20 protein-coding genes and 1 rRNA gene are annotated in these 19,651 nt (G+C 61.7%); 16 read left to right on the top strand and 5 right to left on the bottom strand.

The annotated features are described in order from the left end of the window. Nucleotides 1-8: 8 nt before the first annotated feature. A 5S ribosomal RNA gene (gene rrf, locus EIC84_RS08250) occupies nt 9-121 on the top strand. Between the two features lie 147 nt (nt 122-268). On the opposite strand, the gene EIC84_RS08245 is transcribed toward rrf, so the two are convergent. Next, nucleotides 269-1,354, bottom strand: coding sequence for an MBL fold metallo-hydrolase (locus EIC84_RS08245; protein WP_003061599.1), 1,086 nt, complete (start codon nt 1,352-1,354; stop codon nt 269-271). 121 nt (nt 1,355-1,475) lie between these two features. On the opposite strand from EIC84_RS08245, the gene EIC84_RS08240 reads away from it, so the two are divergent. From EIC84_RS08240 to EIC84_RS08190, 11 genes are all read left to right on the top strand, one after another. Continuing rightward, nucleotides 1,476-1,877 (top strand): MerR family DNA-binding transcriptional regulator, encoded by a 402-nt coding sequence (locus EIC84_RS08240; RefSeq protein ID WP_003061601.1) that lies wholly within the window; start codon nt 1,476-1,478, stop codon nt 1,875-1,877. 48 nt (nt 1,878-1,925) lie between these two features. Next, nucleotides 1,926-2,384, top strand: a complete 459-nt coding sequence (locus EIC84_RS08235) for a PaaI family thioesterase (RefSeq protein WP_003061605.1) — start codon at nt 1,926-1,928, stop codon at nt 2,382-2,384. Nucleotides 2,385-2,423: 39 nt separating this feature from the next. Beyond that, entirely contained in the window at nt 2,424-3,611 is a 1,188-nt protein-coding gene (locus tag EIC84_RS08230; protein ID WP_003061608.1) for an isovaleryl-CoA dehydrogenase, read from the top strand. A gap of 50 nt (nt 3,612-3,661) precedes the next feature. Then, the gene (gene can / locus EIC84_RS08225) at nt 3,662-4,324 is read left to right on the top strand and encodes a carbonate dehydratase (RefSeq protein ID WP_003061612.1); all 663 of its coding nucleotides are present in this window, start codon (nt 3,662-3,664) and stop codon (nt 4,322-4,324) included. A 103-nt stretch (nt 4,325-4,427) separates the two neighbouring features. Continuing rightward, the gene (gene aceK / locus EIC84_RS08220; RefSeq protein WP_003061614.1) at nt 4,428-6,275 is read left to right on the top strand and encodes a bifunctional isocitrate dehydrogenase kinase/phosphatase; all 1,848 of its coding nucleotides are present in this window, start codon (nt 4,428-4,430) and stop codon (nt 6,273-6,275) included. Nucleotides 6,276-6,316: 41 nt separating this feature from the next. Further along, nucleotides 6,317-7,501, top strand: a complete 1,185-nt coding sequence (locus EIC84_RS08215; RefSeq protein ID WP_003061617.1) for an acetyl-CoA C-acyltransferase — start codon at nt 6,317-6,319, stop codon at nt 7,499-7,501. A gap of 107 nt (nt 7,502-7,608) precedes the next feature. Beyond that, nucleotides 7,609-8,721, top strand: a complete 1,113-nt coding sequence (locus tag EIC84_RS08210) for a hypothetical protein (RefSeq protein ID WP_003061619.1) — start codon at nt 7,609-7,611, stop codon at nt 8,719-8,721. Then, nucleotides 8,718-9,347: an MSMEG_1061 family FMN-dependent PPOX-type flavoprotein gene (locus EIC84_RS08205; RefSeq protein WP_003061621.1), complete on the top strand. Its 630-nt coding sequence runs from the start codon at nt 8,718-8,720 to the stop codon at nt 9,345-9,347. Before EIC84_RS08210 ends, EIC84_RS08205 begins: the two co-directional genes overlap by 4 nt. A gap of 77 nt (nt 9,348-9,424) precedes the next feature. After that, a complete protein-coding gene (locus tag EIC84_RS08200) occupies nt 9,425-10,096 on the top strand; it encodes an SDR family oxidoreductase (protein WP_003061624.1) in 672 nt (223 codons plus the stop codon). Nucleotides 10,097-10,141: 45 nt separating this feature from the next. Then, nucleotides 10,142-11,272, top strand: coding sequence for an acyl-CoA dehydrogenase family protein (locus tag EIC84_RS08195; protein WP_003061626.1), 1,131 nt, complete (start codon nt 10,142-10,144; stop codon nt 11,270-11,272). Nucleotides 11,273-11,433: 161 nt separating this feature from the next. Beyond that, nucleotides 11,434-12,225, top strand: coding sequence for an alpha/beta fold hydrolase (locus EIC84_RS08190; protein WP_003061629.1), 792 nt, complete (start codon nt 11,434-11,436; stop codon nt 12,223-12,225). 24 nt (nt 12,226-12,249) lie between these two features. Here the strand turns inward: EIC84_RS08190 and EIC84_RS08185 are convergent, their stop codons facing one another. Continuing rightward, on the bottom strand, nt 12,250-12,741 hold the full coding sequence (locus EIC84_RS08185) for a DUF421 domain-containing protein (RefSeq protein ID WP_034361353.1): 492 nt from the start codon (nt 12,739-12,741) through the stop codon (nt 12,250-12,252). A gap of 130 nt (nt 12,742-12,871) precedes the next feature. Here EIC84_RS08185 and EIC84_RS08180 point away from each other — a divergent pair, with 130 nt between their 5' ends. Together EIC84_RS08180 and EIC84_RS08175 are read left to right on the top strand one after the other, a co-directional pair. Continuing rightward, nucleotides 12,872-13,285 (top strand): YchJ family protein, encoded by a 414-nt coding sequence (locus tag EIC84_RS08180; RefSeq protein ID WP_034361355.1) that lies wholly within the window; start codon nt 12,872-12,874, stop codon nt 13,283-13,285. Next, on the top strand, nt 13,269-15,098 hold the full coding sequence (locus EIC84_RS08175) for a hybrid sensor histidine kinase/response regulator (protein WP_003061636.1): 1,830 nt from the start codon (nt 13,269-13,271) through the stop codon (nt 15,096-15,098). Before EIC84_RS08180 ends, EIC84_RS08175 begins: the two co-directional genes overlap by 17 nt. Here EIC84_RS08175 and EIC84_RS08170 read toward each other — a convergent pair. Further along, nucleotides 15,095-15,790, bottom strand: a complete 696-nt coding sequence (locus tag EIC84_RS08170) for a response regulator transcription factor (protein ID WP_003061639.1) — start codon at nt 15,788-15,790, stop codon at nt 15,095-15,097. The genes EIC84_RS08175 and EIC84_RS08170 overlap by 4 nt on opposite strands. Nucleotides 15,791-15,946: 156 nt before the next feature. On the opposite strand from EIC84_RS08170, the gene EIC84_RS08160 reads away from it, so the two are divergent. After that, nucleotides 15,947-17,005: a hypothetical protein gene (locus EIC84_RS08160; protein ID WP_034361269.1), complete on the top strand. Its 1,059-nt coding sequence runs from the start codon at nt 15,947-15,949 to the stop codon at nt 17,003-17,005. Between the two features lie 101 nt (nt 17,006-17,106). Beyond that, nucleotides 17,107-17,832 (top strand): HAD family phosphatase, encoded by a 726-nt coding sequence (locus tag EIC84_RS08155; RefSeq protein WP_003061645.1) that lies wholly within the window; start codon nt 17,107-17,109, stop codon nt 17,830-17,832. A 7-nt stretch (nt 17,833-17,839) separates the two neighbouring features. Here EIC84_RS08155 and EIC84_RS08150 read toward each other — a convergent pair whose 3' ends face one another. Both EIC84_RS08150 and EIC84_RS08145 read right to left on the bottom strand, forming a co-directional pair. Then, complete coding sequence (locus EIC84_RS08150) at nt 17,840-18,535, bottom strand: DUF4336 domain-containing protein (RefSeq protein WP_003061646.1); 696 nt, start codon at nt 18,533-18,535, stop codon at nt 17,840-17,842. 15 nt (nt 18,536-18,550) lie between these two features. Further along, nucleotides 18,551-19,627 carry an AraC family transcriptional regulator gene (locus EIC84_RS08145; RefSeq protein ID WP_003061648.1) on the bottom strand — a complete coding sequence of 359 codons (1,077 nt, stop codon included), beginning with the start codon at nt 19,625-19,627 and terminating at the stop codon, nt 18,551-18,553. Nucleotides 19,628-19,651: the final 24 nt, after the last annotated feature.

Below are 19,651 nucleotides of genomic sequence, written 5' to 3'. Positions count from 1 at the left end.
AGTTTATGCCTGATGACCATAGCAAGTTGGTACCACTCCTTCCCATCCCGAACAGGACAGTGAAACGACTTTGCGCCGATGATAGTGCGGGTTCCCGTGTGAAAGTAGGTCATCGTCAGGCTCTTACAGTGAAAACCCCGTAGTCGAAAGATTACGGGGTTTTTTATTGGGCGCTTCAAAACGAGGAGCGGCTACCGCAGGCTGTCGCTGCATTACTGCTGCAAAAATACCGGAAACCCATAAAAAGAGAGCGCCTGGCGCTCTCTTTTTATTTCTGCATATTCGGGGCGTAGAAGCGCAGGATGCCGTTTTCATCCAGCCGCCGTGTCAGTTGCCGGCTGAACCAGAGATAGTGCAGATGGGCCAGAGCTTCGCCCATGGCGAAAGTCATCTGATGGGTGTCCAGTTGGCGTTTGAAGAGGATGGGAAGGATGTCGGCAGCGCTCAGCCCCTGTAGCTGCGAGGCTTGCATGATGTCGTTCAGACGTTCCTGATGATGGTCGAGCAACTGCTGGACACGGACATGCAATCCCGTGAATGGTTTGCCATGCGAGGGCAGAACATAGGTATTCTGTGGGAGCGCGAAGTAGCGCTTCAGCGATGTGAGAAACAGCTGCAGCGGGTTGGCTTCGGGCTCGGAAGAATGCACGCTGACATTGGCGGAAATACGGGGAAGCACCATGTCGCCGCTGATCAGTGTCTCGAGCTCGGCGCAGTAAAGCGCCATGTGCTCCGGGGCGTGACCATAGCCGGCAATGCACTGCCACGTGCGGCCGTTGATGTCTATCTCGTCGCCATCCATGATGCGGTGATAGATGTCGGGGATGGGGGCGACTAGCGAAGAGTAATAGCTGCCCCGGCCGCGCACATGGAGCAGAAATTCCTCATCTCTTTGTCCATGCAGGCTGTAGAAGTCCGCACCGGATTCGCCGCCGAAGCCGTCTCTGTCCTTCATGGCGACGCGGGCGACGTTGTAATCGGTGGCACTGATCCACAAGGGCGCATTCCATTGATGGCAGAGCCAGCCGGCCAGGCCGATATGGTCGGGGTGCATATGGGTGACGATGACACGCAAAATAGGCAGGTCTTCAAGCGCAGAGGCAAAAATCTGTTCCCATTGCTCGCGCGCCTCGGTGCGATTGACGCAGCAGTCGATGACCGTCCAGCCCTCGCGTACCTGCCCATGCAGATCGGTCTGGCGATCACGCAGCAGCCAGAGGTTGATGTGATCGAGGGCAAACGGCAAGGTCATGCGGATCCACTTGACGCCGGGTGCGACTTCCAGAGTCTGGGCAGGACCGGGCAAGGTATCGCCGAGCGGGTAATGAAGAGCGGATTCTTGGCTTGAGGTCATGGGGCGGTATTTCGTTTAGCATTGACGTTAACGTAAACGTCAGTTTTGTCAAAGCATTTTAGAGATCAAGCCGCCTCTGGCAGTCGCCTGTGCGATGCAAGACTTACAACCCCACAGAATCATGTCGACCATTTACACCATCAGTGACCTTGCCAAAGAGTTCGATCTCACGACCCGGGCCATCCGTTTTTATGAGGACATGGGCTTGCTGCAGCCGGAGCGCTCCGGCGCAGGCGGTCGCAATCGCGTGTACTCGTCCCGAGATCGCGCACGTCTGCGCCTGACCCTGCGGGCCAAGCGCCTGGGACTGTCGCTGTCGGAGGCCAAGGAAATCATCGACATGTATGACAGCCCGCGTGATACGGGCGTGCAACTGCGCAAGTTTCTCGATGTGCTGGCCATCCACCGCAAGCAGCTCGAAGCGCAGATGGCCGATCTGCAGGTGACTCTGGATGAGGTGCGAGAGCAGGAAAAAGAGGCTCGCACGCTATTGAAGAGGAGTGAGAGCAAAAATGGCGCATAATTGACGTTTACGTAAACGTCAATTGCAAAGCTTTGCTGGAGAGTTGCCATGTCTGTTGCAGGTGTCACCGAGTCTCTGGATTTTGTTCATCGAGTGAAGCAGAGCTTTGCGAAGCAAGGCGCCATGGCCACGATTGGCGCGGAGCTGAGCCTGGTGGAGCCAGGCGTTGTCGATATCTGTCTGGACTGGGCTCCAGGCCTGACGCAGCAGCATGGCTTTTTGCACGCCGGCATGGTATCCACCGCACTCGACTCGGCCTGCGGCTACGCGGGCCTGACGCTAATGTCGGCCGATGCGGCCGTGCTCACCATCGAATTCAAGATCAACCTGCTCGCTCCTGCCAAAGGCCAGCGCTTTCGCATGGAGGGCCGGGTCATCAAGCCCGGACGCACCATCACCGTATCCGAAGGCAAGGCGTTTGCCATTGACCAGGGAAAAGAGAAACTGATTGCCACAATGGGCTGCACTCTGATGTGTGTGCAGAACCGTGAAGGCATACAACACTGACAAGACGATTCGTCAGACCCATATCTACAGGAGACAACCATGAGCCTTGCCAATCTGCCCGGACTGAACTTCCAGCTCGGTGAAGACATCGATGCGCTGCGTGATGCGGTGCGTGAATTCGCACAGAGCGAGATTGCTCCGCGTGCGGCCGAGATTGATCGCAGCGACCAGTTCCCCATGGACGTGTGGCGCAAGTTCGGCGAGCTGGGCGTGCTCGGCATCACCGTGCCCGAGCAGTACGGCGGCGCCGATATGGGCTATCTGGCGCATATGGTGGCCATGGAGGAAATATCACGCGCCAGTGCCTCGGTGGGCCTGTCCTATGGCGCGCACAGCAATCTGTGTGTGAATCAGATCAATCGCAACGGCAGCGAGGCGCAGAAGGCCAAATACCTGCCCAAGCTCATCACTGGGGAGCATGTGGGCGCGCTGGCCATGAGCGAGCCCGGTGCCGGCTCCGACGTCATCAGCATGAAGCTCAAGGCCGAGGACAAGGGCGGCTACTACCTGCTCAACGGCAACAAGATGTGGATCACCAACGGGCCCGATGCCGACACCCTGGTGGTCTATGCCAAGACCGAGCCGGAGATGGGCGCTCGTGGAGTGACGGCCTTTCTGATCGAAAAGGGCATGAAGGGCTTCTCGATCGCGCAAAAGCTGGACAAGCTGGGCATGCGCGGCAGCCACACGGGCGAGCTGGTGTTCCAGGATGTGGAAGTGCCGGCTGAAAACATTCTTGGCGGCCTGAACATGGGCGCCAAGGTATTGATGAGCGGCCTGGACTATGAGCGCGCCGTCCTGACCGGCGGTCCTCTGGGCATCATGCAGTCCGTCATGGACAATGTCGTCCCCTATATCCACGACCGCAAGCAGTTCGGCCAGAGCATCGGCGAGTTCCAGCTGATCCAGGGCAAGGTGGCGGATATGTACACCGTGCTGCAAGCAGGCCGCTCTTTTGCCTATACGGTCGCTAAAAACCTGGATCTTCTGGGAACCGATCATGTGCGCCAGGTTCGCAAGGACTGCGCCAGCGTGATCTTGTGGTGCGCCGAGAAGGCCACCTGGATGGCCGGCGAGGGCGTGCAAATCTATGGCGGCAATGGGTATATCAACGAGTATCCGCTCGGTCGTCTGTGGCGAGATGCGAAACTCTACGAGATTGGCGCTGGCACTAGCGAAATTCGCCGCATGCTCATAGGCCGCGAGCTGTTTGCTGAAACCTGCTGAAAAAGCAGGAGCTGCGCCGTTCTTTCAACCACAAAAAGAAGGATAGCTTCATGACAACGACCTCCATCGAAGAACTGTTTGTCCACAACCGCCAATGGGCAGACCAGATGGAGCGTGATCGTCCTGGTTTCTTTACCGGACTGATGGCGCAGCAAAAGCCCAAATACATGTGGATCGGCTGCTCGGACAGCCGCGTGCCAGCCAACCAGATCACGGGTCTGGAGCCTGGCGAGGTGTTCGTGCACCGCAACGTGGCCAACGTGGTGGTGCCCAGCGATCTGAACTGCCTGTCCACCATCCAGTACTCGGTCGATCATCTGAAGATCGAGCACCTGATGGTGGTGGGCCACTATGGCTGCGGCGGCGTGTATGCGGCGCTCAATAATCTGCGTCTGGGTCTGGTGGACAACTGGACCCGCCATGTGCGCGACGTGCGCGACAAGCACATCAAGCTGCTGGAAGGCATCTCCACCCAGTTCCGCCACGATGTGCTGTGCGAACTCAACGCCATCGAGCAGGTGGTCAACGTGGCCCAGTCCACCGTGATGCAGGATGCCTGGGCCCGTGGCCAGAAGGTGACTCTGCACGGCTGGTGCTACAGCCTCAACAACGGCCACATCACCAACCTCGAAATGACCGTGCCTGGTGTGGGCGGTCTGGAGGATGTCTACAACAAGGCTGTCGAGAAGGTCGCTGCGCGCAAGCGCGACTGATCGCTGCCGCTGCGCAGTTGCAGTGCCCTCAAGCGGACTCAAGGCCTGTGTCGCTTGTTCCGTTTGAGAGTGCTGCTCACTTATCTGGAGCGACTGGCCCGCCATGTTTCCGCAACGACTGGACGCCCCCGAGGCCTATGCCATTGCGCAGGCCCTGATGCATGGCTACAACCAGCATTACCGCATGTTCAGTGCGGAAGCTGCCCGAGCCAAGCAGCGCTTCGAGACCATGGACTGGCCGGGCCAGCAGCAGGCTCAGCGTGAGCGCATAGAGTTCTACGACCGGCAGGTGCGTGCCTGCATCCAGAGGCTGGAAGAGGAGTTTGCCGCCAGCCTGCAGAGCATGGCTGTCTGGCAGCAGGTCAAGCTTCATTACATCGGCCTGATGGTCGATCATCTGCAGCCGGAGCTGGCCGAGACCTTCTTCAACTCGGTCACGACCAAGATTCTGCACCGCACCCACTTCCAGAACGACTTCATCTTCGTGCGTGCGGCTGTCAGCACCGAATACCTGGAAAATACCGCGCCGGGTGCCGTACCCATCTACCGCGCCTATTACCCCGGCAACCTCGCCCAGCTCGAAGGCACGCTGCAGACCCTGTTCGAGCAACTGCAGCTGCAATGCCGCTTCGAAGACCTGCAGCGCGACGTGCATCTGCTGGCCGAGCGCATACGCGAGAGGCTGGCGGGCCTGACGCTCAGGGCCAACTTCCAGCTCCAGGTGCTGTCCAGCCTGTTCTATCGCAACAAGGGGGCTTACCTGGTCGGCAAGATCATCACCGGCTATACCGAGCTGCCGCTGGCGATTCCCATCCTGCATGGAGAGCAGGAGCAGCTCATAGTGCATGCGGCCCTGTTCGGCGAGGACGACCTGCATGCGCTGTTCAGCTTTGCGCGCGCCTACTTCATGGTGGACATGGAAGTGCCCAGCGCCTATGTGAGCTTTCTGCGCAGCCTCATGCCGCGCAAGCCCAAGGCGGAAATCTATAACGCCCTGGGTCTGGCCAAGCAGGGCAAGACCCTGTTCTACCGCGACTTTCTGCATCATCTGCGCCATTCCAGTGATCAGCTGCGCATTGCGCCCGGCATCAAGGGTCTGGTCATGCTGGTGTTCGACCTGCCGAGCTTTCCCTATGTGTTCAAGCTCATCAAGGATCGTATCGCCAGCAGCAAGGATGTCTCGCGTCCCCAGGTCAAGGCCAAGTACCAGCTGGTCAAGAAGCATGATCGTGGCGGCCGCATGGCCGACACCATGGAGTACAGCCTGGTGGCTTTTCCCAAGGAGCGCTTCAGCGACGAGCTGCTGGCCGAGCTGCACGCTCAGGCCCCCGAGCAGATCGAGATCAGCGACCGTGATGGCGACGGGCAGATGGAGGTCATCATCAGCCACCTTTACATAGAGCGCCGTCTGGTGCCGCTGAACCTGTTCCTGATGGAGTGCCTGGCCGAGGCAGACACCAAGCCGGAGCGCCGCGCTGCCATGGAGAGGGCGATTCTCGAGTACGGCAATGCCATCAAGGATCTGGTCGCCACAAATATCTTTCCCGGCGACATGCTGTGGAAGAACTTCGGCGTCACGCGCGGCGGCAAGGTGGTGTTCTACGACTATGACGAGATCGAATATCTGACCGATTGCAATTTCCGCGAGGTGCCGCAGCCGCGAACCGAGGAAGAGGAGATGTCGGGCGACATCTGGTACTCGGTCGGCCCCAGGGATGTCTTCCCCGAGACCTTCGGGCCTTTTCTGCTGGGCCATCCGGCTGTGCGCGACATCTTCATGCGCCATCACGCCGACCTGCTGGAGGCCGAGTTCTGGCGCGGCCACCAGAGCCGTATCCGTGACGGTCATTTTCTGGACGTGTTTCCCTACGAGCGCAGCCGCTTTCTGCATGCTGGCGACGCAGGCCTGGACACGCAGCGTTTCGAGATTCCCGCCAATAGCCTCGCTTGAAGAGGCAGATCACATCCATCCATTTTTCAAGGAGACAAACCATGCATCAGGATCCCGTAGTCATCGTCAGCGCTGCCCGCACTCCCATGGGCGCGTTCCAGGGCGACTTTTCCGATCTGGCCGCCCATGATCTGGGCGGAGCAGCCATCAAGGCGGCAGTCGAGCGCGCCGGCATCCAGCCCGAGCTGGTGGAGGAGGTGCTGTTCGGCAACTGCCTGATGGCCGGCCAGGGCCAGGCTCCGGCTCGTCAGGCCGGCTTCAAGGGCGGCCTGCCGCAAAGCACAGGCGCCGTGACCCTATCCAAGATGTGCGGCGCCGGCATGGAAGCCACCATCCTGGCGCACGACCAGCTCATTGCCGGCAGCCGCGAGGTGATGATTGCCGGCGGCATGGAGAGCATGACCAACGCGCCCTATCTGCTCAAGAAGGGGCGTGGCGGCTATCGCATGGGGCACGACAAGATCTTCGATCACATGATGCTCGACGGTCTGGAGGACGCCTATGAGGCGGGCCGCTCCATGGGCACTTTCGGAGAGGACTGCGCCGCCAAATACCAGTTCACGCGTGAAGCGCAGGACGCGTTTGCCATTGCCAGCGTGCAGCGCGCCCAGGCCGCCGCGCAAAGCGGTGCCTTTGATGCCGAAATCACTCCCGTCACCGTCAAGACCCGCAAGGGCGACGTGACCGTCAGCCTTGACGAAGGCCCGGCCAAGGCCAAGCTGGACAAGATCTCCAGCCTCAAGCCTGCGTTCAAGAAGGACGGCACCATCACGGCGGCGTCGAGCTCCAGCATCAACGACGGCGCTGCCGCCATGGTGCTGATGCGCGAGTCCACGGCCAAGCAGCTGGGCTGCAAGCCGCTGGCGCGCATCGTCTCGCACGCGACCTTTGCACAGGCCCCCGAGTGGTTCACTACCGCGCCCGTGGGCGCCACCGAAAAGGCGCTCAAGAAGGCTGGCTGGGCCGTGGAGGATGTGGACCTGTGGGAAATCAATGAAGCCTTTGCCGTGGTGCCCATGGCGCTGATGGCCGATCTCAAGGTCTCGCATGACAAGGTCAACGTGAATGGCGGTGCCTGTGCTCTCGGACACCCGATTGGCGCCAGCGGTGCGCGCATTCTGGTCACCCTGCTGCACGCGCTCAAGACACGCGGCAAGAAGAAGGGCCTGGCCACGCTGTGCATCGGTGGCGGTGAGGCCACGGCCATGGCAATTGAGCTGATCTGACGCCATTTGCTCAGAACCGTCACCGGTTTGCTCTACAGTGAACGCATGTTCAACGGATTGCACGCATTCGCGCTGAATGTGTGCAGCTCACATTGCGGAAATCATTCATGAGCGCAGACATTCACCACGACGAGAGCGAGACCATCAAGCCGCTGGAGCCGCAGCAGATTGATGCTTTCTGGGGCGATTTTTCCAACCAGCTGAGCCAGCTGGAGGAGCTCGATCGCCATGAGTTTGTGGAAAGCTCCAATGAGTTGCTGCACCAATATGCGCCGGGCCTGAGTCTGGAGCTGGAAGGCAAGCTCGGGGAGGCCGGCTCCCGTCTGGTGATCTCGGCCCATGGCAACACGGCGCAGTTCGAGAATGCCCAGGCACTGGTGCGCCAGGCGCCGCGTTTCGAGCATTACAGCGTGCAGGCGTTTCGCAGCCGCGCGCTGGGCAGCAACTTCGGCATGCGCATGGACGGCTTCGAGCTGGCCTGCTCCGATATCCGGGTGGGCTATTACGATGCGGGAGGCATCATAGGCCTCAAGCTCTCGTTCGAGAAGCCCATTGCCAGGGACATGGCCGAGCATGCACAGCACATGGCTTTCATCATGCTGGACCATGTGCTGGGCGAGTGGGATTTTTCCGTACGCGTGGGTCCGGTGGAGTTTGCCTCCGAGGCTGCGGCCGATGTCTACGGCTCCGCTCTGCTGTCGGAGTTTCCGCCGCTGTTCGATGGCTTCATCCGCCAGCAACTGGGCCGCAGCTATGAATTCCCCCAGGAAGACAGCGACCGCTGGCTCTCGCTCGAAGTGCGCGCACAGGATGCCGACGAAGATGCACCGCCCGACATCCTGACCTTCCACGACGGTGCCAATGCCGTGGCCACGCGCGCCGATCTGTCGCATTTCATGGAATGGCGCTTCAGCTTCTCGAGCCAGCAAGAGCTGGACGGCGTGCGCGACGCCCAGGATGCGCTGGATGAACAACTCAGCCGTGAACAGCGCGGCATTCTTGCCTTCTCGCGCGTGGAAAACATGAGTGCCCGCGTGGCCACCTACTATGTGGAAGATCCGGCCCATGCGGTGCAACTGGCCGCACAGCTGGGCAGACAACATGTGCCCGAGCTGGAGGGCGAACTCAGCGTGAGCTTCGACCCTTCCTGGAACGAGTTCCTGTCACTGTATGCCGCCATCCACCGCAACGACCGTCCCGAGGAGGTCCTGGCTTCATGATCACTTCGCGCGAACAACTGCTGCAGTTGTACGAGCCTCCTGCCGAGCGGGCGCTGCTCAAGCAGCAGTGGGAGCTGGATCGGCACTGCCTGCGCTTTATCGCGCTGTCGCCGTTTCTGGTCATGGCCACCGGCGGTGCGGGCGGCACCTTGCTCGATGCTTCGCCACGAGGCGGCAAGCCTGGCTTCGTCAAGGCACCGGACGCCAATACCTTGCTCATTCCCGATGCGGGCGGCAACAACCGGCTGGACAGCCTGAGCAATCTGCTCGACGACCCGCGCCTGGGTTTGCTGTTCTTTGTGCCGGGCTTCGACGAAACCCTGCGCGTCAACGGCACGGCCCAGCTGCGTGACGAGGCGCATTACACGGCCTTGTTTGCCAGCGATCATTTCCGCCCCAAGCTGGTGATCGAAGTCCATGTGCAGGAGGCCTATCTGCACTGTGCCAAGGCGCTGATGCGCTCGCGCCTGTGGAGCGAGGAGGCCAGGGTGGCGCGCAACGTCATGCCCACGCTCAATCAGATCATCCATGCCCAAATGGGACTGACCGCCCAGCCTGAATCGCAGGAAAGCATGGTGGCCCGCTATGGCGCCATGATTGCCGCTGAGCAGATCAAGAAAAATTGATAGCTTACAGCGCTTGTCATGAAAGGATTTTCGATGGAAAACGTTTTGAAACACACCATGCACAGGCGCAAACAGCTATGGCTTTGATACTGATTCTTGGCGCATCACGCGGCCTGGGCCGAGCCCTGGCCGAGGCCTATCTGGCACAGGGCCACCAGGTGATTGCCACCGTGCGCAAGGCTGAAGACATGGTCGACCTGCAGGCACGCGGCGCCCGGGTGCTGCAGGTCGATCTGGCAGATCCCGCCAGCGTCAGCGGCCTGGCCTGGCAGCTCGACGGGGCCAGCATTGATGTCGCGCTGTACGTGGCCGGTGTCTGGGACGGTCATGACGCAGGCGTGCCGCCTACCCAGCAGCAGTTCGACCTGGTGATGCACAGCAATGTGCTGGGCTTTATGCAGGCCCTGCCGCAGATTGCTCCCATGGTGCAGGAGGCTGGCGGCGTGATCGGCGCCTTCTCCAGCGGCATGTCCCTGCTGGCCGATGCGGACGAGAGCGCCTGGCTGTACCGCGTCAGCAAGGCTGCGCTCAATATGGCCGTGGTCTCGGCCTGCCGCCAATGGCCGGGGCTGACGCTGCTGGCGCTGGACCCGGGCTGGGTGCAGACCGAGATGGGCGGCGCTGCGGCCCCGCTGTCGGTGGCTCAAAGCGTGCAGGGACTGATGCAGGCCCTGGCGCAGGTCAAGCCCGAAGACCGTGGTCAGCTGCTGCGCCACGACGGCAGATACATCAAGCTTCTAGACGCCTAGCCCAGGCTGAACAACGGGCATATAGCTATAAATATCGGAGACAACATGCTGCTGAATCAGGACCAGGAAATGATCCGCGACGCTTTGCGCGATTTTGTGCGCGAGCAGATCACACCCCATGCCGCGCGCTGGGACAAGGAACACGAGTTCCCCAAGGACGTGCACCAGGGGCTGGCCGCGCTCGGTGCCTATGGCATCTGCGTGCCCGAGGAGCTCGGCGGTGCGGGCCTGGACTATGTGAGCCTGGCGCTGGTGCTCGAGGAAATCGCCGCTGGCGATGGTGGCACCAGCACCGTCATCAGCGTGACCAATTGCCCGGTCAATGCCATCCTCATGAAGTACGGCAATGCCAGCCAGCAGGAGCAATGGCTGCGTCCGCTGGCACAGGGTCAGATGCTGGGTGCTTTCTGCCTGACCGAGCCCCATGTGGGCAGCGATGCCTCGGCGCTGCGTACCACGGCCGTGCGCGATGGCGGCGACTACGTCATCAACGGCGTCAAGCAGTTCATCACCAGTGGCAAGAATGGCGATGTAGCCATCGTCATCGCCGTCACCGACAAGACGGCGGGCAAGAAGGGCATGAGTGCCTTCATCGTGCCCACCGGCAACCCCGGCTACCAGGTGGCACGTCTCGAAGACAAGCTGGGCCAGCACAGCAGCGATACGGCGCAGATCAATTTCGAGAACTGCCGCATTCCCGCCGCGAACCTGATCGGGGCCGAGGGCGAGGGCTACAAGATTGCACTTTCCGCACTGGAGGGCGGGCGTATCGGCATTGCCGCGCAAAGCGTGGGCATGGCACGTGCGGCCTTTGAATGCGCGCTGCAATACAGCAAGGAACGCGAGAGCTTTGGTCAGCCCATCTTCAACCATCAGGCCGTGGGCTTCAGGCTTGCCGAATGCGCGACGCAGATCGAAGCGGCACGGCAACTGATCTGGCATGCCGCCAGCCTGCGTGATGCGGGTCTTCCCTGCCTCAAGGAAGCCGCCATGGCCAAGCTCTTTGCCAGCGAGATGGCCGAGCGCGTATGCAGCGCCGCCATCCAGACCCTGGGCGGCTATGGCGTGGTGAGCGACTTTCCCGTGGAGCGCATCTATCGTGATGTGCGCGTATGCCAGATCTACGAAGGCACCAGCGATGTGCAGAAGATATTGATCCAGCGGGCGCTGGCCTGATCTACGCCTGGCGGCAAAAGCCCGCCGTTGTCAACTGCCGTGTACGAGGCTGTGGCACATCAGGGGACGGGCCGGTTGCCGATGTCACAAGGCCTGCTTAGGATGTGCTCAGTGTGGGGAGTTCCCCCAGGGGTTTCAACCATTTGCAGCAGGAGTCCGGCATGCCTTTTGCCCAGGTCAATGGTCAGAATATCTACTACGAGGACACGGGAGGGCGTGGCCCGGCCATTGTGTTCTCGCACGGCCTGCTCATGGATCACACCATGTTCGAGCCGCAGATACAGGCTTTGCAGGGGCAGTATCGCTGCATCAGCTGGGACGAGCGCGGTCACGGGCAGACTGCAGATCCCGAGCATTGCGAAGCGTTCAGCTACTATGACTCGGCCGACGATCTGGCGGCCTTGCTCAAATATCTGGGTGTGGAAAAAGCGGTGCTGGTGGGCATGTCGCAAGGCGGCTATCTGTCGCTGCGCTGCGCGCTGATTCACCCCGATGTCGTGGGCGCGCTGGTGCTGATAGACACCCAGGCCATGCTGGAAGACCCCGAGCAGATGCCCCACCACGAGGCGCTGCTCAAGGCCTGGATGGAGCATGGGCTGTCGGATGACATGGCCACCATCGTGGAGCACACGATTCTGGGTCAGGGCTGGCCCGGGGCTGCGCAGTGGCGCGCCAAATGGAAACAGGCCTCGCCGATCAACCTGGGGCAGAGCTTTGCGACGCTGGCGCTGCGCGATGACATCAGTCCGCGCCTGGCCGAAATCAAGGTGCCTGCGCTGGTGATTCATGGCGACAAGGATGCGGCCATCGGCGTGGAGCGTGCGCGGGCCATGTTCAAGGGCCTGCCCCAGGCCCAGTGGGTGGATGTGGCAGGCGCAGGCCATGCGGCCAATCTCACACACCCGGAGCCGGTGAATGCGGCCATCAGGCAGTTTCTGAACGGCCTGCACTGAGAACCTAAATACGTTCTGAGGCTCTCAGGCCTCTCCGAGTTCGGCCATGCTGCGCTTGCGCAGCACCACGGTGATCTGGCCGTTGGTCTCGATCGTGGCGCGCTCCACCTCATGCGCGTTGAGGCAGCCATTGGAGCGCAGGGCTGCCGCGAGGTCTTCGGCAGTGATCTGCTCCTGCGTCATCAGACTGGGTTGCACAATGCCCTGGTGAATCAGGACCTTGGGTTTGCCATTGACCAGTTTGCGCAGCCCGGCAAAGCGGTAGCTCAGGTGGGAGAGCAGCGCATGGCAGGCCAGCAGCGTGCCGGCACTGATCAGGCCGCCGATCAGCGAGTTGTCGCCCGCATTCATGGAGTTCTGTACTGCGTTGGAAAGAATCAGCAGCAGCACCAGGTCGAAAGGTGCGTACTGGCCGGTCTGGCGCCTGCCGGTCAGACGCAGAAACACCAGCAGAAACAGGTAGACGCTAACACCGCGAATCACGAACTCCCACCAGGGAGCAGCCATGGAGAACATAGGCAAACCTTTGAACAGCAAGCTTTGGACTGCCGCTACTGTGCTCTGAGGCAAACGACTGCGCAAGCCGGCTTGCTCGTTGTTCGACTTGGCCGACAATGCAGCATTGCCAATCAAGACTGCCAAAGTTGTGAAAGAAGCCGAGAACAAGCGGGACTGTCCCTGTGGACGCAAGAATGCCAAGGGGCGGCTGCTGGCCTATGCCGATTGCTGTGGCCGCTACATCGATCACTGGGATGCCCGGCCCGCTCCCGATGCCGAGGCGCTGATGCGCTCGCGCTACACGGCCTTCGTGTCTGAGAATCAGGAATATTTGCAAGCCACCTGGCATGCCAGCCAGCGCCCGTCGCAGCTGGATTTCGATGCAGCCACCAAATGGCTGGGGCTGGATGTGAAGCAGTTTCAGTTGACCGGCGATGCTTCTGCGGAGGTCGAATTCGTCGCCCGCTATCGTCTGGCGGGTCGTGCCGTGCGCCTGCATGAGCGCAGCCGCTTTGTGCTCGAGGGTGGGCGCTGGTTCTACGTCGATGGCGACCAATTCTGAAGTCGATTCGGCGCAGTTGACCCGGCTGCAGGCCTGGTTGCGCCTGTTGCAGTCCCTGGCTTCGCGTGGCTCCTCCGAAATCGCCGCATTGCTGATTCCCGCCCTGCTGCTGTGGGTCAGTACCCGCAACAGCCCTGCCGTCAGCGCGGGGCTGGCCTGGTGGTGGGGGCTGATGATCGTCATGGCACTGGGCTTTCTGCTGTTCCGCCGCAGCCTGCATCGTCAGTGGCGGTCGGCGCGCGATTGGGAGCCATCGCGACTGCAGGCGGCATTGACGACCTGGCAGCGACAGCTGGCGCTGGCCGCACTGATCAACGGCCTGCTTTGGGTCAGCGTGCTGGCCTTTACCTGGGGCGAAAGCCATAGTGAGCTGCGTCTGCTGATCTATCTGGTGCTGCTGGGCGTGATGGCATCGGCTGCCACTTTTCTGGCGCCCGTACTGCAGGTATTTGCCGCCTTCATGGCGGGTATTTACTTGCCCATGTTGCTGTGCACGCTGCATTACTTTCCGAAAAAAGGCCCTTATCTGTTGCCGCTGCTGCTGCTGTACGGCGCCATACTTGCACGCCACGCCTGGGGCGCGAGGCGCTTCGTGCAGCAGCAGATGGCGCACGAGCTGGAGCGTCAGGCACTGGCGGAGCGCTATCGCGAGGCCAAGGAGCAGGCCGAGAATGCGCTGGCCGAGAAAAACTGGTTCATCTCCGCCGCCAGCCATGATCTGCGGCAACCCTTGCATGCCATGGGCCTGATGCTGCAAGCCGCCCATCAGCGCAATCAGGATGATGAGCTGGCACAACTGCTGCAGGAAATGCAGGCCTGCACGCGCGATCTGGGCTCCATGTTCAACGACCTGATGGATCTGTCGCGACTTGAGGGCGACAGCTTCGCGCCGCAATGGCAGGCGGTATCCCTGAGTGCGGTGCTGGACGAGGCTCGGCGCCTGTTCTCGCGCGAGGCAGCGCAGCGCGGTCTGCGTCTGCGCGTGAGGCAGCCGGCTCATATGCCGGCGCTGTGCACGGATGCGGTGCTGTTGCGGCAGATGGTTTTCAATCTGCTGCAAAACGCGCTGCGCTACACCGACCAGGGCGGGGTGCTGCTGGCGCTGCGGCACAGGCAGGGGCGCTGGCTTTTGCAGGTGTGGGACAGCGGCTGCGGCATGAGCGAGCAGGAATGCGCACAGGTCTTCATGCGTCACTATCGCAGCCCTGCGCGCCAGCAGCGCGATGCCAGGGATGGCGTGCCGGCTCCATTGCGCGGGCGTGGCCTGGGCTTGTCCGTGGTGGCGCTGGCGGCGCAGCGGCTGGGCGTGGAATGCGGGGTTCAGTCGCTGCCGGGCAAGGGTTCATGTTTCTGGCTGCGCTGGCCGCAGGATGCCGAGCAGTGGCAGACCTCGTCTGTGCTGCCGGCACCGCCGATATCGACTGGGCCGCAGTGGTTTGCCCCTTTGCAGGGGCACTGCCTGGTCGTGGAAAACGATGCGCAGCTGGCCCCGGTGCTGGTGCAGATTTTGCAGAGCTGGGGTGTGCAGGTGCAAAGAGCGCGCAGCTTGCTTGAGGCGCAGCAACTGCTGGCCGATGGACTGCGGCCAGACTTTGTACTGTGCGACCAGCGATTGAAGGATGGCGCAAGCGGGCTTGAGTGTTTGATGCAGCTGCTGGAGGAGCATCCGCAAGCCAGCGGTGCTTTGATGAGCGGCGATGAGGAGATGCTGGAGCAGGTCCAGGATCAGGGCTATCTGGCTCTGGCGACCCCGCTGCAGCCCGACCAGCTGCATGCCGTGCTGGCGCGCTGTATGACGATCCGTCAGCCTTAGTCCAAGTCGACCTCGATGCCTCGCATGCGCGTGATCAGCGCCACGCGGTTGCTGGCGCCCAGGCGCTGCAGCAGGGCGGTGACATGTTCCTTGACCGTGTATTCGGACAGGTTCAGCGCCTGTGCAATGGCGCGATTGGGCTTGCCCTGCAGCAACAGGCTCAGAACCTGAGCCTGGCGCGCAGTGATGCCGAGCTCTCTGGCGCTCATGTGCAGGATGCTGCCCGCAGTTGGAGCCGGAGGGGCGGTGGGGATGGGAGGCAGGGCCTCAAACCAGGTGCGACCGGCCAGCAGGGCTTGCACTGCTGCCTGAAATTCGTGAGACGGGCTGCTTTTGTGCACAAAGCCATGCACACCTGCGGCTGCGGCCTTGCTGGCGATGGCCGGGTGCTTGTCGCCGCTGGTCACCAGAATGCGTGTGCCAGGAGCCAAGGCCAGGATGCTGTGCACGAATTCCAGTGATGCGCCGTCCTCCAGCCAGAAGTCCATCACGGTGATAACGGGCTCACCCAGCGCAGCAATCATTGCCAGAGCCTCATTGCCGTGTGCCGCACAGCGCACACGCTGCACGCCGGCGCTGGTCATCAGCACATGGGCTGCACCCTCCGCGACTAGCGGGTGATCATCCACCACCAGCGCATAGGGCTGTGCGCTCAGTTGAGTGGTGCTCAGGATTTGCAGTAGATCGGGCATGAGCGTTCCTTTGGGGCTTGGTAACAAAGACCCCTCCTCGGTAGGGAGTGATCTGCTCGCAAGCCTTCTGACAATGTCTGTAAGACGACGCTGCTTGTTATCTCAGTGTCGGGATATGGACATTTTCAACCAACATCAAGACCGAGGAGCAAGCCCGTGCCATCTCTTATGCAAATCACCCGTAGAACTGCAGCCTTGCTGCTGATTTCCACCCTGGCCGCCTGTGGCGGCGGAGGAGATGGCGGCAGCGGTGGCAACACTGGCGGAGGCGGTGGCTCCGAAGGCGGCGGAGGCAATACGGGTGGCGGCAACGGTGGTGGCACCGGCAATCAGGCCGTCACGGGAACCTACAAGATGGGCGGCCAGACGGCAACCAGCCATGCGCAGATGCTCGAAGCCGCCAACAGCATGGGGGCCGACGGCTATGCGCTGTTCAGCTCCCTGGCGGGCTCGGTCGGTCCGACCGGTGCGGAGATCGGCGACTTCTACCTCACGGATACCGCGCATGCCGGGCGCAAGTTCAGCTATGTCAATCCCGCGGCGCAGCCATCGCGCACCGCCTTTCTGGCTCAGCTGAACCAACAGGGCAGCAGCGGCTATATGTACAAATCCGATGCGGTGTTCGGCGATGTCGGCGACATCCGCAGCGTCTATGTCAAGGACAACAGCCGCAGCGACCAGTTCAGCTACAGAACGGTGACGCCCGTGGCCACGACCGCCGAAGCCTTTGCCGCGGAGCTCAACGGACAGGGGGCCGAAGGCTATCGCTATCTGGGTCCCCAGATCGTCAACAACGAGCTGTTCAGCCTGTATGCCAAGCGCAATGACAGCGTCACCTATACCTATCAGGTCGACAAGCTCGGCAGCGCATCCTCGGCCGCCGATGCTGCAGAAATGAGAACGCGCCTGGCCCAGAAGGGTGCGGACGGCTGGTTCATCCGCGGCACGCAGGGGCTGGGCAGCGACCCGATGAATATGAACTATGTGGATGTCTTCGAGAAAAGCTCGGCACAGAATGGCGCCATTGAGTATCTGGTCGAGGCCTCGGCAAGCAGTGACTCGCTCACAACCCAGCTGAGCAATATGAATGCCAATGCAGCCAACGGCTTCTTCTATTTCAGCGGCATCATGACTGCCGACAACAAGACCAGCACCATCTACGCCAAGAACAGCGCGTGGATGATCAATCCGCTGGCCGGAGTGACCTTCCCCTGAACTCGAAAAGGGCGTGAGCGCATAATCACGCCCTCTGTTTCTTGATACTAGGCGCCGTTGGGCGCCTTTTTTGCATCCGACGATGCGCTGGTAATGCTTCCATGACTGCTTTTGACGCTGTGCTTTTCGACTGTGATGGTGTGCTGGTGGACAGCGAATCCATCACCAATCGTGTGCTGTGCACCATGCTCAACGAATCCGGCTGGGTCATCAGCCAGGAGCAGTGCACGCGCGACTTCATCGGCAAGACGGTGCGCAGCCAGGCGGCCGTGATCGAGGCCCATACCGGCAAACCGCTGACCGATGCCTGGATGGCCGAGTTCTACGAGCGCCGCAATGCCGCCCTGCGTGCCGAGCTGGTGGCCATCGATGGCGCGCTGGACGCGGTCAGGCGGATTCATGCGCTGTGCAACGGGCGCATTGCCTGCGCCTCGGGGGCGGACCGTGCCAAGGTGGAGATGCAGCTCGCCAAGGTGGGCATGGCGCCCTACTTCGAAGGGCATGTCTACAGCGGCCATGAAATGCCGCGCAGCAAGCCCTTCCCCGATGTGTATCTGGCAGCGGCCGAAGCGCTGAAGGCCGATCCTGCCAGGTGCCTGGTGATCGAGGACACCATGACCGGCGTGCAGGCCGGCGTGGCCGCCGGTGCCACCGTCTGGGGTTATTTCCCGGCCGATCAGGGTCATGCCTCGGCAGAGCAACTGCTCGAGGCTGGCGCAGCCTGCGTGTTCGGCGACATGGGGGATCTGCCCGCCATGTTCGAGGCCGTGCGCAGGAGTGCCGCCAGCGCTTCGACCGGCGAAGACGACGAGCACGACCTGCGCTAAAGTGCGCTCAGTCCCAGATCGACAGCGCCTCGCGCAGCCGTTTCACTGGCTGATCGTCGATCACGCTGTTGTGCAGCAGGATCACGCGCCGTACGGGCCAGCTTTCGACCCGCTTCACCCAGCTGCGCACGGCGGCTCTGTCCCTGACCAGCAGGCGCACGGTGCGCGGCACGGTCAGGCGCTCATGTCCGCCCGTCAGACCCAGATACATGCGTACCGGCAGGCTGAGCGGTCCCTGCCAGTATTGCAGCACGTCGGTGGCGATGAGGCTGCCGCTGGCCGGGTGGAACCACAGCGTCTCATCGAGCATGGGAATGCCGTCCAGCCGCAGGCATTGCAGCTCGCCTGCCCAGGGTGCTTCGGAGTCCGGAGGCAAGGGCTCCAGCAGCGGCAGATCAGGGCGCTTGCGCAGCACGCCCTGTGTGCCATAGATCCTGGCCTGTGGATAAAGCCTGGCCAGCTTGCCCACGAACAAATGGTGCATGGCGCTGGGTGCGATTATGTGTTGCAGCGGTCCCAGGGCGTCGAGCGCAGCTTTCTGCCCGCCTGTCAGCGGCACTGCAGAGTGCGAGAACAGGCTGCCGTCGGCCAGCCGGATCACCGTCATGCGTGTGCTGACCTTCAGCCCTGCATTGCTGAAGTGATAGCTGAGTGCCCATACCCCATCAGCGATTGCCTGCCAGTTTTCTGAGGATTCCTGCATGGAGAGCTCCTTGCGTCAGGCGGCGCGCTGGCCGGCGGTTTTGCGGAATTCCGAAGGGGAGAGCCCTGTCCAGAGGCGAAAGGCGCGGATAAAGCTTTTGTCGTTGAGAAAGCCGCAGGCCTGGGCCACGCGCTTGATGGGGCGGCTGGTGCGCAGCAGCAGCGCAATCGCGCGTTCACGCCGGATATCGTCCTTGAGGGCCTGCAGCGAAATACCTTCTTCCTTGAGCTGGCGGTGCAGGCTGCGCTGTGACAGATGCAGCTGGCGGGACAGTGTTTCAGCCGTCTGCTGCTCCTCCCCGCTGGCGGCCAGCAGATGGCGCACGCGCTGCACCAGAGTCTTCTCGCGCTGGTAGGGGCGCACCTGGATCGGCAAGGCGCGCTGCAGCATCCGGTTGAGGGCCGCCTCGTCGCGCGCCAGCGGTGCCTGCAGCCAGCGTGCTTCAAACTGCAGACTGGCGACGGGGGCATCAAAAGCGATGCTGCCCGGTGCGAACAGCACCTTGTAGACATCGGCATGCGCGGGCTCGGAAAACGGAAAGCTGGCATGCAGCAGGCTGATCGGTTCGTTGATCAACCAGCTGGCAAAGCCGTGGATATTGCGCAGCACCGATACCATGCAGAACTCGCGCATGCTTTCCAGCGGGCGGCTTTCATGCAGGGTGAGGGTGGCAATGCCGGCCTGCTCGCTGAGCTGAAGCTGTATGTCCTGCGCAATCAGTCCGTGATGGCGGCACCAGCGCGCCAGCGCCAGGCCCAGTTGCGGTGCGCTGATGCTGGCGCGGGCCAGCATGCCGTAGCTGCCCCAGGGCAGGCGGCGCTCGAACCAGCCCAAGGCTTCATCGTCCAGCTCGCGCATGGCTGCGTCGGATAGAGCCTCCATCTGCAGGGCCGTGATGCGCTCATTGGCATCGTTAATCAGATCTGGCGGGATTTGTGCCTTTTCCAGAGCACCTAGCGCTGACATCTGCCTGGCTTCATAAGCGCGGACAATGGCTTTTACAAACGCCATGGGGGTAATTGCCGGGTGCGATTTGAGCACGGAGCTGGCATGGTGCGGTAGAGGAGTCTTGACCAGAGAGGGGGTGAGCATTTGGCAATTATTGCAACCTTTGTG

The sequence above is a fragment of the Comamonas sp. A23 genome (genome assembly GCF_004522605.1).
Taxonomy (GTDB): domain Bacteria; phylum Pseudomonadota; class Gammaproteobacteria; order Burkholderiales; family Burkholderiaceae_C; genus Comamonas; species Comamonas thiooxydans.
The sequence above is the reverse complement of the archived record's forward strand: the minus strand, read 5'-3'. Positions and strand labels throughout refer to the sequence as shown.